The organism is Prochlorococcus marinus str. MIT 9401, from assembly GCF_000760095.1.
Lineage (GTDB): Bacteria > Cyanobacteriota > Cyanobacteriia > PCC-6307 > Cyanobiaceae > Prochlorococcus_A > Prochlorococcus_A marinus_I.
In genome coordinates this window covers 386,683-404,088 of record NZ_JNAR01000016.1, presented here as the reverse complement: position 1 = coordinate 404,088, position 17,406 = coordinate 386,683, and the positions used below count along the sequence as shown (strand labels likewise).

The window sequence follows — 17,406 nt, the reverse complement described above, 5'->3', positions numbered from 1 at the left end:
TTATGAATTAATAAATTTTAATTTTTCTTGAAAAATCAGAAACACTATAAGTAACGCAAAGTAAAAAAATAAACCTATCCTTAATTCAGAAAGGAAGTTAAATCCATTTAGGAAAAGTATCTTATCGAGAATGTAGAAAATATAAAGATTAAGCAAAATAAATCCTTCAATTCTTGTGATTTTCCCTTTGCTCCAGAAAATTGGTAAGCATGCAAAGGTAGTTAAAACCATAAAAGGCAAGTCAACTTTTATTAGACTCTTTTCAATTACTAAACCTTTAAATCCTGAAAAAATACTGCAACTTCCAAGGATTAAAAGTTGATTTAGTAAATTGCTTCCTATTACATTCCCAATTGCAAGATCTGTTTTGCCTTTAAATGCAGCAATTATTGAAGTTACTAATTCTGGTAAAGATGTCCCAGTTGCGAGGATAGTTAAACCAATAACAATTTCATTTACACCCAAAAGAGTAGCTAGCGTTTGAGAACCATTTACTAAAATATTTGAACCAAAGCTTAAAAGAAATATTCCCAAAATTAACTTTAGTAAAATATTCATCTTCCCTTTATAGTTAACATTTAATTCTTCTATCTCTGGTTCAGCATCTTTTGTCTCCGCTCCTTTCTCATTGATTGTATTGATTTCCCATATTGTATTTAAGATTAAACAAAATATTAGAAATACCCCTGCTTGCAATGTTAATAAGCCTGTTGATGACATAGCCCAAACTGCACAAGAAATAGCCATTAAAAGAGGCACATCTCTTCTGACTATTCTGCTTTTTACCTTTAGAGGTGTTATCAATGAGCTTATGCCCAAAACAACGAGAACATTAAAAATATTGCTTCCAATTACATTACTTGCCGCAAGAGAATCACTGCCTTTTAAAATTGAACTCAAACTTACCAACAACTCAGGAGAGCTTGTTCCAAGAGAAACAACAGTCAAACCAATTACTATTTGAGGTATTCCTAAAGTTAAAGATAAAAATATGGCTCCTTGAACAAAGAATTCTCCTCCAGCAAAAAGAAGAACTACCCCTAAAACTATTTCTATTATTGGAAATAAAAAATCACTCATATTTAGGCTTTAATTTAGATAATAAAAATTTTCATAATTGGTTAATAACTATCCTTGATTATCTATAATTTATTGTCAATTTTAATTTGCTGTTAAAATTGATTAAATAGTAAAAATTTTGAAGTCTTTAACTATAATAAAACCTGATGATTGGCATTTGCATTTAAGAGAAGGGCTTGTATTAAAAAATATTATTCATTTTACATCAGAACATTTTGGAAGAGCCATTGTAATGCCAAATACTAAAAGTCCCATAACGTCAATTAATAGGGCCATTTCTTATAAGAAATCTATTGTTGAAGCGTTACCAGGAGGCTCTAAGTTTGAACCACTAATGACAATTTATCTTACAGATGAAACTAATAAAGGGGAATTAAAAAATGGTTTTAAAAATAATGTTTTTTTCGCAGCAAAATTATATCCTGCTAATGCCACAACAAATTCCAGTCATGGAGTTAGGAAAATAGAAAATCTATATAATATCTTTGAATTAATGCAAGATTCTGGAATGCCTCTTTTAATTCATGGGGAAGTGACTGATTCTGAAGTAGATGTATTTGATAGAGAAGAAGTATTTATAGATAAAGAACTTTCTCAAATAACTAAAAGATTTCCAAAGTTAAAAATTGTTTTAGAACATATAACTACCTCTTATGCAGTGCATTTTGTTCAAGAAAATAATATTGGAGCTACTATCACTCCGCATCATTTGCATATAAATAGAAATGCAATGTTTTTTGGAGGCTTAAATAGTGATTTTTATTGCTTACCAGTTGCTAAGAGGGAAAATAATAGACTCGCTTTAAGGAAAGCTGCGACAAGTGGTGAAAAATGTTTTTTCTTAGGCACTGACTCTGCTCCACATCTTAGGAAGTGGAAGGCTTTTTGTGGATGTGCAGGTATTTTTAATTCGCCAGTAGCAATAGAGAGCTATTTAACGGTATTCGAAGAAGAGGATGCTCTAGATAATTTTGAAAAGTTTGCAAGTTTGAATGGCCCTAATTTTTATAATTTGCCCCCAAATAAAGAAAAATTAAAATTAGTGTCTAGACCTAATAAAATTAAAGAATTTATTGATGTTGTTGAAGAAAAAAATATTGTCGGACAAATAAAACCATTTCATGCAGGTGAAACTTTACAATGGCAAATAGAAGGGAATGTAAATTAAAAAATCATATTTAATCTGACAATTAAAAGTGTAAATATTCCAATTTTTCTTGGTTAAATGGGTTGCTTTCGGCTACGATAAAATAGCGCAAATTCCAAAGGGAGTGTGGCGGAATTGGTAGACGCGCCGGACTTAAAATCCGTCGAGCGATTTAGCTCGTGGGGGTTCAAGTCCCCCCACTCCCATTATTTAATTATTTGTTTTAAGTTCTGACGATAACTTCCAATAGTTGTTATGTTTTAACTAAGCAACCATAAATCAAAATGGAAAGTTTTTTTAATAATTCATTCGCTACTTTAATTGCTTATATTGGAATTATTTCTACTTATTTATTGGTTATCCCATTATTACTATTTTACTGGATGAACAATAGATGGAATATTATGGGCAAATTTGAAAGATTAGGAATTTATGGTCTTGTATTTCTTTTCTTTCCAGGCTTAATTTTATTTTCTCCATTTTTAAATCTCAGACTAAAAGGAAGTGAAAAAGGGTAAATAATTGACTAAAGGTAAAGTTATACAGATAGGTTTATTTGTTTCATTAATAGGATTAATTAGTTATAAATTTGCACCACAAATTGGTATTGACAATTTTACAGCCAATACTCTTTCAAGTTTTATCTTGATTTTGATTGTTTTTACTTGGGTAGCATCTTACGTTTATAGAGTTGTAAATGGAAAAATGACTTTTATGGAACAAAGGAAGCGTTATAGAAAAGAGTATGAAAAAGTTGTTAATGATAAACTAGAAATCAAATTCAACTCATTGTCAAAGGAAGAACAGCAGAAACTAATGGAAGATTTAGAGAAAAATCCATAAATTTTTCATAGAAAAATATCTAAAAATCATGAAAGATAACAAAATGAAAATTACTAAAAACGAATCTTTATCTAAGATAGATCAGATTTTTTGTGAGTTAAAAAATAATAAAAAATTAGCTTTGATGCCTTTCATAATGGCTGGGGATCCGAATATTGAAATGACGTCTGAGATCTTATTAAAATTACAAGAAAATGGAGCTGACCTTATTGAATTAGGTATCCCTTACAGTGACCCACTTGCAGACGGACCTGTTATTCAATTGGCGGCCTCTCGCGCCTTAAAGTCAGGTACTAGCCTAAGAAAAGTAGTTAAACTTTTAGAGTCTTTAAAAGGTAAATTAAATATTCCCATCATCCTTTTCTCTTACTTAAATCCACTACTATGTTTTGGCTTTGAAAAGTTTTGTGAGATGGTATCTAATGCTGGAGTTTCTGGCCTAATAGTTCCTGATCTCCCTTTAGAGGAAGCTTATAAATTTTCTAAAGTAGTTAGTAACCATTCTCTGGACTTAATTTTATTGGTAGCTCCAACTACTCCTTTTGAGAGGATGAAACAAATATCAAATCATACAAAAGGCTTTACTTATTTAGTAAGTGTTACAGGTGTAACTGGTGAGAGAAACAAAATGGAAAATAGAGTAGAAAATCTTATTGCGAAATTAAAAGATTTAAATAGCAATCCAATTGCAGTTGGTTTTGGCATATCCACTCCAGAACATGTTAATAAAGTTCGTGAGTGGGGAGCAGATGGAGTAATTATTGGGAGTGCATTTGTAAAACGAATATCTAGTTCAAGTGAAAAAGATGTTGTCGATCATGTCGGTAAATTTTGTAGAGAAATGCGTTTAGCTGCTGATCAAAAAAAATAAGTACAAAGATAATTCATAAATAAAAAGAATCAATTATAAAAAAATAATTAAAAACGGTATAACTAATTTATTTTTGTTGTCCTTAAGATTCTTCTGTAGGTAATAATCTGATTTGTTTTCTTCCCAGCTTAATTTCGAATTCATCACCTGCTTTTAAATCAAGAAGTGCTGTATATGCTTTCCCAATTAGAAGATTTCCGTTGCCTTGAACTGTAGCTATATAACTAAGTTTTCTTCCACCTTTCCCAATACCTGCAACTCTAGAATCACCAAGATTAACCCCTTTTGCTTCTAAAAGTGCTTCATAAAATGCGGTAAAGTTTAAGCGTTCACCTCCATTTTTCTTCGTGGAAACATATCCACAGGCGCGAACTAGGTCAGATTTGCTAACCTCACCAAGTTCTTTAACTTTTGCTAGGAGATCGCTACCAGTTAGCATAATTAATTAAAAGGAAGTTGTATTAAATAACATAGCAATTTGCGTGTAATACATGCAATTATTTAGTATATATTTATTCTATTATTTATATTTAAAAATGGAAAAGTTTGTAGTTTTTGGAAGATACTGTGAAGATGCAATTAATAAAAGGGAACCATTTCGTGAACAACATCTTAATAGACTTAAAAACTTAAAAGAACGCGATATTTTAGTTACATTAGGGCCCACAAAATGTACCAAATATTTGTTTGGAATTTTTAATGCTAATGATTTAAACGAGTTGCAAGATCTTATTGAGAAAGATATATATTGGGAAAAAGGTATATGGATTAATTATGAGATATATCCCTGGATTCAGGCTTTTTAAATATGATTTGCGGTAAATTTATTAATTAATAACTATTAATTGAAAAAGAATTAATTTAAATGAAAATAAATATTTTTTTTGCTTTAATAATTTAATTATTTATTATATTTAAGAGTTTAAAAATTATTTATTTAAAGCTTAGTTTTAAGAAGATATATTATTTTTAATTAAAAATACGAAATTTTAAATAATATTTATTCACTCGTATCTAGATTAATCTGGTTTACTAATGAATCGATATCTAGTTGATTATATGGTGGTGCTTGTTTCGTTTCTTGATAATCGTTTTTGATATTTTTTAACCATTTTTGCTCAATCTTTATAAGATTTTTTGCAATATTGAACATGCCGCCTTTTTTATATAGTTCTTTAATTTTGAGAATTATCTCAGAGGTTCTGCTCGATTTAACACCTAATTCATTTGCTAAGTCTTTCTGGGTAAATCCATGAGATTTTAACCAATCTTTCATGAAGGAGACGAGTTCTTTTTCTTCCTGTATAGATAATTTACTCATTCAATAAAAAGGAAATATCTTATTAAGCTTATTCTCTGCTCTTGCTCTTATTGAGGGTGTCATGTATTTACCCCATATACTGAGTACTGCTGTGAGGGCCACAAAATCATCACTAAAACCAACTAAAGGCATGAAGTCAGGGAAAAGATCAAATGGCATAATTAAATAGGCTAGCGCAGCCATTAATGAAACTCTTACTTGTGCTGGAGTATAAGGATCTAAAGCCATCTCCAAAACTTCTAACGCAGGCTTTGCAATTGTTCTTCCAGCTTTAATAAGAATCTTGATAATGATATTTTCATCAAATGTTGAACTCTCTAAAACTTCAGCATCATAGATTTTTTCTTGGTTTTTGTAATTCTCTTTCATCCCTATAAATGAAATTTAAATATTTTTAATGGAATTTTTAGCTAATACTATCAACTAATCCATTTTGTATTCCTGCTTTTCTAAGTTTTCTTAAAGCACGTTGAACAACTTGTCGGCAATATTCCCTGCTACAACTCATATGTCTTGCAACTTCAGCTAAAGTTCTCCATTCATTCGAGCCGTCTAAACCAAATCTTAGGCTTACTATCTTTCTCTCTTTCTCAGTTAAATTTGCTTTATCTAATAACTTCCAAGCCGAGGCTGTCCTTTCGGCTAATTCGGCTAATTCCATTGGAGGGGTCTGATCACTTGGAAGAATATCAACTAACTCGGACGGATCTGATTTTGATTTAACAGTACCTTGGAGACTTACAGTAATGCTTCTCAATTCACAAGAAAGGAGTTCGTCAATTTCCTCTTTGGTTATTTTCATTTCTTCAGCTAGCTCATCACTATTAGGTGGAATACCTTTAAGTTGCATAAGCTTTGATTTTGCTGATCTTAGTTTTGTAAGTTTTTCATTAATGTTAACAGGTATCCTTATCGTTCTACTTTGAGTTGACAATGCTCTATTTAAACCTTGCCTAATCCACCAATAAGCATAGGTAGAAAATCTATGTCCTCTAGAGGGATCATATTTCTCTACGGCCCTTGTAAGACCTAATGTTCCCTCCTGAATCAAGTCCAGTAATTCTAATCCCTTCCCTTGGTATCTCTTAGCAAGGTTGACAACTAGTCTTAAGTTGGCTGTTATCATCTCGTTTTTAGCTTTTTCACCAATTTTGATCTTTTTTCTTTCAGCTTCGGAATATTCACAAGCAGGGCCTTTTCCCCCCGCCTCTTGACATCTATTAACAAGCACAACCATTTCTTGGACTTTTCTGCCCATTGTGAGTTCTCTTTCGGGAGTCAAAAGTTGATGACGCCCTATTTCACCAAGAAAATCGCTTAATGAACTCACGATTTACCTCATTGTTGATATATTTAACTTATAATCAATTCAGTAATAAGCCATACATGTAATAATTAATTAATAATTAATTAATAATTATTAATTAGTTAGTTAAAACAACTTTTTTAAAATTTTTAGGTTATGGAGTTTAAATTTTAAATTTTATTTTTTTCTTCTTGATTCTAGAACAGCAAGTACATCTCTCCAGTCAACGCCTTTATGCATAAGGGCTACTTGTAGATGAAAAATTAAATCAGCAGCTTCATTTGAGATTGAATTTTTATCATTATCCTTGCAAGCCATTATAAATTCTGCAGATTCCTCTCCTATTTTTTTCAAAATAGTATTACTGCCTTTTGTTAATAAATGATTTGTGTAACTTTTTTCTGATGGATTTATTGATCTTTCGTTAATTGTATTGAATAATTCAGAGCAAATATTTGAGAAGGGAGTTGTTTTTTTCTCTTTTTTATCAATTTGATTAATTTGTATTTCGTTGAAAAAACAACTTTTTTCCCCAGTATGACATGCACCTGAACCATTTTGTTCAATCAAAAGGATTAGTGCATCATTATCGCAGTCGAATCTTATCTCCTTAAGTATTTGGGTACTTCCACTTGTAGCTCCTTTTCTCCAAATTTCGGATCTTGATCTACTCCAATAATGTACGTTTTTGGTCTCAAGTGTCATTGTTAAAGATTCTTTGTTCATCCAAGCAAGCATAAGAATTGATCCGTCAAGCCAATCTTGTGCTATTGCAGGGATTAATCCATAATTATCAAAGCGTAGATCCTCTATCGAAAAATTGGTTGAATAAGTCATTATGTTCGTTATGTTAAATCCTGCTCAATGTGTTTTATTAAAAATTATCCTAACAGTTAATTGATGTATATTCATTCTCTAAAATTTTCATGCAGCAAAAGTTACGAGGATTTTCCCTGTTCACATCGGCAATGGCGACATGAAGGCCACTGCCGATTTGTGCATGGATATTCAAGATCATTCACCTTTTGGTTCACTGCAAAAAAATTAGACCTAAATGGTTTTGTTGTTGATTTTTCAAGTCTAAAGCCCCTAGAAAATAGACTAAAGGAGCAATTTGACCATACTTTTTTAATAAATAAAGATGACCCTTTGCTGAATTACTGGGAAAATTTACATGATTTAGATGCTTTAGATCTGAGAATTATGGATAACGTGGGAATGGAGTTCACCTCTGAATTAATTTGGAGATGGGCTAATGAATACTTACAGGATAAGGATAAGGGCAGAACATGTTGTTGGAAAACAGAATCGAAAGAAAATAAATCGAATAAAGCAAGTTATGAGGAAATTCCTGATTGGTTCAAATCTTAGATTAAGGTTAGTAAATCTAAAGTCATATATATAGGATTCTTTAATTTAGATCTTTAATCAACAATTATCTCTCCATTAACCAGATGAATATTAATCTCGTCTTTATTAAGATAATGATTATTCAATATATTATTGGAAATTTTTGTCTCAATTTGTTTTTGAATAATTCTTTTTAAAGGCCTTGCACCATAGGCATGATCGAAACTATTTTCGACGAGTTGGTTAATTGCCTCATCCGTAATTTTGAATTTTAAGTTTTTTTTGTTAAGTCTTTTTTCTAAATGTTGAAGCTGGATTTTTGCAATTTCTTTTATGTCATTTAATTCTAAATTATTAAAAATAACTATTTCATCAAGTCGATTTAAAAACTCAGGCTTGAAAAATTTTTTAATTTCATTATCTACAACTTTTTTAATTTCATTTGTATCTTCTTTTCTAACTGATAAATCATTTATTGATTGACTTCCTAAATTACTTGTGAGAACGATGATTGAATTTTTGAAATTTATTGTACGACCTTGACCATCAGTAATGATTCCATCATCAAGAACCTGTAAGAGAATATCTAAAATATCTTTGTGAGCTTTCTCTATTTCATCAAGAAGTATCAATGAATAAGGATTTTTGCGTACAGCTTCAGTTAGTTGACCGCCTGATTCGAAACCTAAATATCCAGGAGGCGCACCTATAATTTTGCTCACTGAATGCTTTTCCATATATTCGGACATATCCAGTCTTGTAATTGAAGAATTTGAATCGAATATAATTTTGGCTGTTACTTTACTTAGCTCTGTTTTTCCAACACCAGTTGGACCTAAAAAGAGGAAACTCGCTAATGGCTTGCTTGGATCATTTAGACCAGTCCTTGATCTCTTAATGGAATCTGCAACAGCCCTAATTGCATTATCTTGACCAATAATTTTTTCTTTAAGGATTGATTCGAGACTCAAGAGTTTATCTTTTTCTGACTGGTTTAAGTTCTGTACTGGAATAGAGGTCCACTTCGAGACAACTTCTGCAATATCATCAAAAGTTACCTCTTGTCTTAAAAGACTTGTATCTCCATTTTTTTGGTAATTAACTAGGGACTCACTTTTTTCTTTCAATTTTTTTTGTAAAGAATTTAAAGTTCCAAATTCTAATTCTGCTGCTTTGTTGAGGTCAAAACTCCTCTTGGCTTGATCTATTTGCAATTGAACAGATTCAATTTCTTCTTTAATGGTGCTAATCTCATCAATTTCATCTTTTTCTTTTTTCCATTGAGCGCCTAATTCTGACTGTTTATCTTTAAGGGATATAAGTTCATTATTGATTTTTTTTAATCTTTCTATAGAAAAATCATCTGTTTCTCTTTTTAAAGATAATTTTTCCATCTCAAACTGTAGAACTTTTCGATCAATCTCATCAATTTCTTCGGGTTTTGAAGTTATGACCATATTTAATCTTGAGGCTGCTTCATCGACAAGATCTATTGCTTTGTCAGGAAGAAATCTATCGTTAATATATCTTTCGCTAAGGGTTGCAGCAGCAACTAGAGCATTATCAGAAATCCTCACACTATGATGAACTTCGTACCTTTCTCTCAATCCTCTTAAGATTGATACAGTATCATCTATTGAAGGAGCATCAACTTTTATCTTTTGAAATCTTCGTTCTAAAGCAGGATCCTTTTCTATATTTTGTTTATGTTCATTAATAGTTGTAGCACCAATACATCTAAGTTCTCCTCTTGCAAGCATTGGTTTTAATAGGTTGCTAGCATCTAAAGAACCTCCACTAGCGCCTGCACCAACTACCGTATGAATTTCATCAATAAAAAGAATAATCTTACCGTCTGATTCTTTCACTTTCTTTAGAATATTTTTTATTCTTTCTTCAAATTCTCCACGATATTTTGCTCCAGCTAAAAGTGAACCCATATCTAATGAAATTAGTTTCCTATCTTGTAGCGCAGAAGGTACATCGCCATTAATTATTCTTTGGGCTAAACCTTCTACAATGGCTGTTTTGCCAACCCCAGGTTCTCCAATAAGAACAGGATTATTTTTTGTTCTTCTGCTCAATATTTGAATTGTTCTTCTAATTTCTTCATCCCTACCAATAACTGGATCTAAAATCCCATCTCGTGCAGATTGAGTTAAATCAATACCATATTTTTCCAAAGACTCATTAGAACTATTAAATTCATTTTTTACTGCTGGATCAGACTTCATTTTCTTTATGATTTCAAGAAATTCTGGAATACCTTTTTGATTTAAAATTTGAAATCCATATTTATTATCATAAGTGAAACCGTAAACTAAGTGTTCTGTTGATATCACTACATCATTTAAAGTATTTTTAATATCATTCGCCCTCAAAAATATTTTGTGAAGAGTATCACCAATATATAAATTATCTTGTTTATTTTTCATTTTTGCCTTCGCATTTAATGAAGAAATTATTTGCCTCTCAAGATCTTTTAGATTTACATTATTTTCACTTAAGATCTTTTTTGTAACATTGTCCTCTTTTATAAGAGCAAATAATAAATTATCAGAGTCTACGTTCTGTTGATAATTTTTATAAGCATTTTCTTTAGCAAAAATAAAACAGTTCCAAGCAAAATTTGAAAATTCGCTTGGAACTATTTTCATCAATCAAAATTTAGGAATGATCGTTATAAATTTTAGATCAAAGGATTTAACTATTAAGAAAATTTATTCAACAATAACTTTACCTACCATTCCAGCACCTCTATGTGGCTCGCAATAGTAATCATAAGTTCCAGCAGTATCGAAAGTTTCTTCCCAAGACTCTCCTGGAGCAAAAGCTAGGTCTGCATGACTTAATTCCTCATGCCCATCGAAAACAGCATTGTGAGGGGCAAGTTTATTATTGACGAATTTAACTGTATCACCAGCACTAATAGTTACTGTACTTGGTTCAAATGCAAGCATTCCAGCATCTGTTCCAAGTTTTACTTCAACAGTCTTAGCTGAAACTGACGAAATACCTAGACCTAGAGTTAAAACTATTGCAAATAACCCTGCAAAGATTGAACGAAACATAATTAAATTTGCTTATTTATATATATATTACAAGGCTTTGGTAACCTAACTGTGAGTATTTTAATTGTTATTACAGCTTGGTAACTTTGATAACCTTAAAATATCATTCAGTGACTTGGCATAACTTTTAAGTTTGAAAGTCTCAGGATTAGTGATGGGGACATGATTAAAGTCATATTTTTTGATACTGAAGCTATCCCAAGGAGTAGTTTGGATGGGAAGAATTCTTAATAATATTTTTAGAATTTTTTTTGTAAGCGGTATCGCAAAAAATCTCCTCATATTATGTCTTTTTAAAAGTGTAATTATGGCATCATCAATTGAAATGAATTTCTGACCTAGAACAAATTTTCTAAAGCCTTTGTATTGCTCTTGTTTGTGATTTATAATTAGAAACCCGCAAATCTGGGCGATATCATTTGCGTGTATAAAGTGAAATTTAGAATCGAGTTTTAAAAATCTTGCTAACCAAAGCCATTGTCCAATTTCTTTTAATCCACTAGTTAAATAACTTACAGGATATTTACTTTTTTTTCCAAGATTCCCTCCAAAAACCAAAGTAGGGAAAACAGCGAATGTTTTTTCTGCAAATGAGCTTTCTCTAAGTCTCTGGAAACATTTATATTTTGTTTGAATGTACTCTGTTCCATAAATCAATGATTCCCTCATTAATTCTGTTTGGGTATCAAGAATACTAGCTGTTGAAAAATAAATAATCTTTTCTAACTTTTCAATATCAAACATTTCTAGTAATTCTTCAAAAGCTTTAATATTTACTTCGTAGGCTCTTTTTGGATCTCCCCAAGCTGTAGCAGTATGTATTAGGTAATTAATTTGACTAATTTCCTTTTTATACCTATTTGATTCCCTAATATCGCACACCATTAACTTGACTTTTTTATTTTCTTGAACAGCGATTGGCAACTTTCTTTTGTCTCTTACCATGAGATAAAGACTGAATTTTGTGTTTTTCAAAAACCAATCAATTAAATATTGGCCAACACATCCATTCGCACCTGTTATTAATAATTTTTTATTTGCCAAGACTTTGACTAGTAAGTGAGTTTTTTCCCATGTTCAAAAAATGTTTGAGCATTTTCTTCTGGAGTCCCAGGTAAAATCCCATGACCTAAATTAAGAATATATTTTCTGTCTTTAATTTTATTGAAAGTATTATCTATCCTTTCTTTTATTGATTCTTTGTTTCCGAATAAAATGCCAGGGTCAACATTACCTTGAATTCCAATTCCTCTGGGGATTCTTTTACAAGCCTCTTCAATATCTACTGTCCAGTCTAATGAGATGATATCAACTCCAGTTTTTGCCATTCTTTCTAAAACACCTGCACTGCCTGAAATGTAAATGATTATTGGTGTTTCGGGATATTTTGCTTTTACAATTTCAACAACTTTTTTTTGATACGGCCCAGCAAAGATATCGTAATCTTCTGGGCTTAGTTGGCCCGCCCATGAATCAAAAATTTGCACAACTTGTGCTCCAGATTTTATTTGATATTTAAGATATTCACCAATAGATTTTGCAAAATGATCAAGAAGTTTATGAAGTAAATCTGGTTCATTAAAAGCCATTGATTTTATTAAAGAATAATTTTTACTACTTTTACCTTCAACTACATATGCAGCAAGAGTCCAAGGTGCACCAACAAAACCTAAAACTGTTGCTTCATTATTTACATCTTTTTTCAGGGAAGAAAGAACTTGCCCAACAAAACTTAAACTCTCACTTGGATTTAATTCTTTTAAGTCTTCTATCTGGTTAAGAGTTCTTATTGGGTCCTCAATTATTGGACCTTTACTTTCTATTATTTCAAAATTTATACCCATTCCTGGAAGAGGTGTGAGAATATCTGAAAAAAGGATCACACCATCCGGTTTGAAAGCATGAAAAGGTTGCATTGAAATCTCGTATGATAGTTCTGGATTTTCAGACCTCTCTCTAAAGCTTGGATAACGTTCTCTTAAATCTCTATAGATTTTCATATATCTTCCTGCTTGCCTCATCATCCATACTGGAGGCCTATTTACTTTTTTACCTAATGCGGCAGAAAGTAGTAGTGGTAAATCTTGACCCATTTTTCAATTAGATATGTTTAAAAAAAATAAAAATTGCAACTTAAAAATCTTACAATGCAAAGCAAAGCAAAAGCGTTATATGAACATTTATATGAAGCACTAAGTTAAATGAGCCTTCTTATTTTTTTGGTTGATGTTTGAAGATACTCACGCTTAATGGTGGCAAAGCAAGTTCTAGAGCATTTTGATAATCATGAATATTATAGTTTATAGTTTCTTTACCCCCCATATTTCCTTTGTTACTGCCCCCGTATCTAGAACCATCTGAATTAAATATTTCTTTATAGAATCCTTCCACAGGAACACCTACTTTGTATGACCCATGAGTATTAGGTGTAAAGTTAGCAACAACAACAAGCCACTCATTGGTATCACTTTCCCTTCTCATGAAACTTATAACTGAATTAGATTTGTCATTGCAATCTATCCACTGGAATCCATAAGGATCAAAGTCATTTTTCCATAAAGCAGGTTCATTTTTATAAAGAACGTTTAGGTCATCAATCAAGTTTCTGATACCTTTATGAGGCTCAAATTCTAGTAACTCCCATTGCAGATCATCCCAAACATTCCATTCTTGTCTTTGCCCAAATTCCATTCCCATAAATATCGTTTTTTTACCAGGGTGGGTCCACATATAAGTTAGTAATGCTCGAGTATTGGCATATTTCTTCCAGTCATCGCCAGGCATTTTATGCAAAAGATGACTTTTCCCATGGACAACCTCATCATGACTAAGAGCAAGCATAAAGTTCTCTGTATAGTTATATGTTATTGAGAAAGTTACACTATTTTGATGGAATTGCCTAAACCAAGGATCTATTTCGAAGTAATCGAGCATATCGTGCATCCATCCCATATTCCATTTCAAATTAAACCCTAACCCTCCCATGTCAGTTGGTTTGGTTACCATTGGCCAAGTTGTTGATTCTTCAGCGATAGAAAGTGCGCCTGGAAAATGTTGGAAAAGTACATGATTAGCCTGTTGAAGAAATTTAACGGCCTCTATATTTTCATTCCCACCATTTTCATTTGGTATCCATTCTCCATCCGGGCGTAGATAATCTCTGTAAAGCATTGAAGCTACAGCATCTACTCTAATGCCATCAATATGAAACTCTTCAAACCAATAAACGAGATTGGCTACTAAGAAATTTCTTACTTCGTTTCGGCTGTAATTAAATATTAGGGTTCCCCACTCCTTGTGTTCACCTATGCGTGAATCTCCATGTTCATAAAGATGACAACCATCAAAAAATGCTAAACCATGCTTATCTTTTGGGAAATGACCTGGTACCCAATCAAGAATTACGCCTATGCCTTCTTCATGACACTTATTAACAAACTCTCTAAATTCATTTGGGGTACCAAATCTACTTGTTGGTGCATACCAACCTGTAACCTGGTATCCCCATGATCCATCGAAAGGATGTTCAGATATTGGCATTAGTTCAATATGAGTAAATCCTCTCTCTTTAACGTATGGGATGAGTTTTTCAGTTAATTCTGGATAAGTTAATAATCTTGTTCCAGGTTTTAAATCGGCTGCTGGCACTGGATCTCTTGGTTCACCATTTTTTTCAAGATATCTGTTATCTATTGATTCATGGAGCCAGCTTCCTAAGTGCATTTCATAAACTGAAATTGGCTTGTTAATTTGACTAGAAGAATCTCTATTTGAAATCCAAGAACTATCTTTCCAATTAAAGTTTTTTAATTTTGAAACTATTGAACCATTTTGAGGTCTGATTTCATGAAGGAAACCATATGGATCAGCTTTCTCATAAATATGACCTTGTGTTGTTCTTATCTCATATTTATATTTGTCTCCTTCTTCCATTATTGGCATGAATAGTTCCCAAATTCCCCCTAATCTTTTTTGCATTGGATGATGTCTTCCATCCCAAGAATTTATATCTCCAATTATCGAGATTGATTTAGCATTTGGAGCCCAGATGCAGAACATTACACCTTTTTGATTCTTTTCTTCAATGAGATGCGCCCCCATTTTTTCCCAAATATGATGATGATTACCTTCTGCAAAAAGATGCCTATCAACTTCTCCCATCCACTCTTCTCTATATGACCAAGGGTCATGTTGTGTGTGTGTGATCCCTCCTCGTGAAATATTTATTTCGTAATTAGAGTTTGGATTTTCAGGCAGGATTGCTTCAAATAGCCATTTATGGTTTATGCTTTCAGCCTTGTAGGTATTATTTTTAAAGTATATTTTAACTTCGTCCGCTTCAGGCATCCATACCCTAATTACCCATTGCTTTTCATAAAAATGAGGACCTAATATTTTTAATGGATTATCATTGCAACAATTTTCTAGGTTGATAGCTTCTGATTTAATCCAGTCTGCTTGAATTGTCTCGATCATGACTGGTAGATATTAAGGATTAATAATATCAAATGATTAACCAAATAAATAATTATTTATTAAAAAAAAGGGGTCATTTTCATAAATGTTTCATTAAGGTTAAAACTTAGAGTAATAATTCTATGATTTGCTGAAGGGGCCCCAATATTTCCATCCCCAAATCCAGGATTAACACCAATAGCGGGATAAGCTGCTGCAGATATAGATAAGCGAAGCTTACTACCTTTAATAAAACAAATATTTGTTGGTTGCATATTTATTTGATAAATGGATTCTTCAGAAATTTTGGAGTTTTTAACTCTTAAGAATCCAGTTGAAAATTGATTTACATTCTCATCATTATCTTCAACTAGAGATAAAGCGAGGCAGATATCGAAATTGGGCTGATCACTTTTTACGGAGATTTCTAATCTAGGAACTCCCCTGAAATATTGATCTTCCTCAAAATAATTGGTTTGAAAAACACCTACATCCAGTCGTTTATCAATAATATTTCTATTAAACTTTCCTGGATTTGGACCTAAATGACCACCGTCAGATGGAGTAGGCCTCCAAGGGTCATTAACTATTGTGAACCATCCTGATCCTTTTGAATTTATAGTCAGACTTCCATCTTCAAGATCTACATTTGCTGTCCCATCGCTTTTGAGCCCAAAAATAAATTCAGGGTGAAATTTATTATCTAATTCTTCCCATTTATTTAATGAGATATTCCATATTTTTTTCTCGCTTTTTAAATTCTTAGAATGTAATTTTTCATCTGATTTTAAATGTTTATCAAAAAATTTTAATAAAGACTCTTGTGATCCCTCCCACCAATTTAGATGAGTAGCATTTCCAATAATCATCTCTGGATTTCCGCCAGCTTCTTTAGATTTTTTATAAAGATCAAAGGCACCTTTTAAATGTGGATCCCAAAGTCCTCCAATAATTAACATTGGTTGTTTAATCCATGTTGAAATTGGCTTAAATTCTTCAAAGGGACAAGAATTATTTAAATTTTTAAGCCATTCCAAAACAAAACTATTAGGATCATATTTTTTTAAAATATCAACTCCTTCCCTCAAATATCTTTTATTTTCTAAGGCTGATCTTATCTTTTCCCACTCATACAAATTATTTTCTTTTTTCATTTTTAATGCTGCAATTTGAAGTCCCCATGCAATATTGTTGTGCCACCAATATGCTCCTCCATCTGAGCACCAATGATCTTTCATATTCATCCCAGTCATTGCTGGGGATAAACAATCGGGTGGTTTTGAATTTAATTCACCAGTTAGTTGAGTAAATCCGTGATATGAAAAACCATATAAGCCAAGTTTTCCATTGCATTCTTTTAGAGACCTTACCCACTCATGTGTTTCTGAAGTATCGCTAGCTTCTTGTGTGAAGCCATTAAAAACTCCTTCAGAAGCGCCCATTCCTCTAACATCCTGAATGATTACCATATACCCTTTGGAAGCCCACCATTCAGGATGAGAATAGGTAATAGTTGAACCTATTTCCCTGCCATAAGGTTGTCTCATTAATAATGCAGGCCATGTTCCATTACTATTAGGTAGCCAAATCCTTGATATAAGCCTTACTCCATCTCTAAGTACTAAAGACTTGTCAAACCATATCGAACCAGACATTTAGGATTTAGATAATATCTGGACAATGCAGCCCGATGACGTAAATAGAAAAGATCTCTGCATTAACAGGAGTTAACTTTTTTTTGTTTGATACATACTCTATAGCTTTATCTGAACTAGCTGAAATACCTTTTGAATTAAAATCTCTAAATTTATTACATAAATTTCTAGCTTCGTTTGGATTCTTTTTTACACTTTCTAATAAGTTAGATTGACTAAAAACAGGGTATAAAGAGTTGGAAAACAAAAATAACAAAAATAAAAAAGATTTCATTATTACTAACTTTTTCTAAATTCTACATTAAAA

General features: G+C 31.9%; 19 protein-coding genes and 1 tRNA gene. 7 read left to right on the top strand and 13 right to left on the bottom strand.

Annotation, left to right across the window (positions count from 1 at the left end; all coding sequences use genetic code 11):
- Complete coding sequence (locus EV01_RS01205; RefSeq protein WP_032517740.1) at positions 1 to 1,080, bottom strand: calcium/sodium antiporter; 1,080 nt, start codon at positions 1,078 to 1,080, stop codon at positions 1 to 3.
- Positions 1,081 to 1,198: 118 nt separating this feature from the next.
- On the opposite strand from EV01_RS01205, the gene pyrC reads away from it, so the two are divergent.
- From pyrC to trpA, 5 genes are all read left to right on the top strand, one after another.
- A complete protein-coding gene (gene pyrC / locus EV01_RS01210) occupies positions 1,199 to 2,248 on the top strand; it encodes a dihydroorotase (RefSeq protein WP_080725754.1) in 1,050 nt (349 codons plus the stop codon).
- Between the two features lie 99 nt (positions 2,249 to 2,347).
- Positions 2,348 to 2,433, top strand: a tRNA-Leu gene (locus tag EV01_RS01215).
- 78 nt (positions 2,434 to 2,511) lie between these two features.
- Positions 2,512 to 2,745, top strand: coding sequence for an NAD(P)H-quinone oxidoreductase subunit L (locus tag EV01_RS01220; RefSeq protein ID WP_032517738.1), 234 nt, complete (start codon positions 2,512 to 2,514; stop codon positions 2,743 to 2,745).
- Positions 2,746 to 2,749: 4 nt separating this feature from the next.
- A complete protein-coding gene (locus tag EV01_RS01225) occupies positions 2,750 to 3,070 on the top strand; it encodes a DUF3007 family protein (RefSeq protein WP_032517737.1) in 321 nt (106 codons plus the stop codon).
- 28 nt (positions 3,071 to 3,098) lie between these two features.
- On the top strand, positions 3,099 to 3,941 hold the full coding sequence (gene trpA / locus EV01_RS01230) for a tryptophan synthase subunit alpha (RefSeq protein ID WP_032517736.1): 843 nt from the start codon (positions 3,099 to 3,101) through the stop codon (positions 3,939 to 3,941).
- A gap of 82 nt (positions 3,942 to 4,023) precedes the next feature.
- On the opposite strand, the gene EV01_RS01235 is transcribed toward trpA, so the two are convergent.
- Positions 4,024 to 4,380: an AbrB family transcriptional regulator gene (locus tag EV01_RS01235; RefSeq protein WP_032517735.1), complete on the bottom strand. Its 357-nt coding sequence runs from the start codon at positions 4,378 to 4,380 to the stop codon at positions 4,024 to 4,026.
- Between the two features lie 97 nt (positions 4,381 to 4,477).
- On the opposite strand from EV01_RS01235, the gene EV01_RS01240 reads away from it, so the two are divergent.
- On the top strand, positions 4,478 to 4,747 hold the full coding sequence (locus EV01_RS01240; protein ID WP_032517734.1) for a YciI family protein: 270 nt from the start codon (positions 4,478 to 4,480) through the stop codon (positions 4,745 to 4,747).
- Between the two features lie 194 nt (positions 4,748 to 4,941).
- On the opposite strand, the gene EV01_RS01245 is transcribed toward EV01_RS01240, so the two are convergent.
- The 4 genes from EV01_RS01245 to hisIE all read right to left on the bottom strand — a co-directional run bounded on the left by EV01_RS01245 (position 4,942) and on the right by hisIE (position 7,405).
- Positions 4,942 to 5,262: a hypothetical protein gene (locus EV01_RS01245; RefSeq protein ID WP_032517733.1), complete on the bottom strand. Its 321-nt coding sequence runs from the start codon at positions 5,260 to 5,262 to the stop codon at positions 4,942 to 4,944.
- Complete coding sequence (locus tag EV01_RS01250) at positions 5,263 to 5,631, bottom strand: YkvA family protein (protein ID WP_032517732.1); 369 nt, start codon at positions 5,629 to 5,631, stop codon at positions 5,263 to 5,265. It abuts the gene before it with no gap.
- Between the two features lie 37 nt (positions 5,632 to 5,668).
- Positions 5,669 to 6,592 carry a sigma-70 family RNA polymerase sigma factor gene (locus tag EV01_RS01255; protein ID WP_032517731.1) on the bottom strand — a complete coding sequence of 308 codons (924 nt, stop codon included), beginning with the start codon at positions 6,590 to 6,592 and terminating at the stop codon, positions 5,669 to 5,671.
- A 153-nt stretch (positions 6,593 to 6,745) separates the two neighbouring features.
- A complete protein-coding gene (hisIE, locus tag EV01_RS01260; protein WP_032517730.1) occupies positions 6,746 to 7,405 on the bottom strand; it encodes a bifunctional phosphoribosyl-AMP cyclohydrolase/phosphoribosyl-ATP diphosphatase HisIE in 660 nt (219 codons plus the stop codon).
- A 63-nt stretch (positions 7,406 to 7,468) separates the two neighbouring features.
- Here hisIE and EV01_RS0109205 point away from each other — a divergent pair, with 63 nt between their 5' ends.
- Positions 7,469 to 7,939 (top strand): 6-carboxytetrahydropterin synthase, encoded by a 471-nt coding sequence (locus tag EV01_RS0109205; protein ID WP_032517729.1) that lies wholly within the window; start codon positions 7,469 to 7,471, stop codon positions 7,937 to 7,939.
- Between the two features lie 53 nt (positions 7,940 to 7,992).
- Here EV01_RS0109205 and EV01_RS01265 read toward each other — a convergent pair whose 3' ends face one another.
- From EV01_RS01265 to EV01_RS01295, 7 genes are all read right to left on the bottom strand, one after another.
- The gene (locus EV01_RS01265; RefSeq protein ID WP_032517728.1) at positions 7,993 to 10,575 is read right to left on the bottom strand and encodes an ATP-dependent Clp protease ATP-binding subunit; all 2,583 of its coding nucleotides are present in this window, start codon (positions 10,573 to 10,575) and stop codon (positions 7,993 to 7,995) included.
- Positions 10,576 to 10,638: 63 nt separating this feature from the next.
- Positions 10,639 to 10,989 carry a plastocyanin gene (gene petE / locus EV01_RS01270; protein WP_032518600.1) on the bottom strand — a complete coding sequence of 117 codons (351 nt, stop codon included), beginning with the start codon at positions 10,987 to 10,989 and terminating at the stop codon, positions 10,639 to 10,641.
- 60 nt (positions 10,990 to 11,049) lie between these two features.
- Positions 11,050 to 12,033 (bottom strand): NAD-dependent epimerase/dehydratase family protein, encoded by a 984-nt coding sequence (locus tag EV01_RS01275; protein ID WP_032517726.1) that lies wholly within the window; start codon positions 12,031 to 12,033, stop codon positions 11,050 to 11,052.
- Positions 12,034 to 12,041: 8 nt separating this feature from the next.
- Complete coding sequence (gene hemE, locus EV01_RS01280) at positions 12,042 to 13,082, bottom strand: uroporphyrinogen decarboxylase (RefSeq protein ID WP_032517725.1); 1,041 nt, start codon at positions 13,080 to 13,082, stop codon at positions 12,042 to 12,044.
- Positions 13,083 to 13,200: 118 nt separating this feature from the next.
- Entirely contained in the window at positions 13,201 to 15,465 is a 2,265-nt protein-coding gene (gene glgB, locus EV01_RS01285) for a 1,4-alpha-glucan branching protein GlgB (RefSeq protein WP_032518599.1), read from the bottom strand.
- Positions 15,466 to 15,524: 59 nt separating this feature from the next.
- Complete coding sequence (locus EV01_RS01290) at positions 15,525 to 17,099, bottom strand: CocE/NonD family hydrolase (RefSeq protein ID WP_032517723.1); 1,575 nt, start codon at positions 17,097 to 17,099, stop codon at positions 15,525 to 15,527.
- Between the two features lie 7 nt (positions 17,100 to 17,106).
- Entirely contained in the window at positions 17,107 to 17,373 is a 267-nt protein-coding gene (locus EV01_RS01295; RefSeq protein WP_032517722.1) for a hypothetical protein, read from the bottom strand.
- Positions 17,374 to 17,406 lie beyond the last annotated feature (33 nt).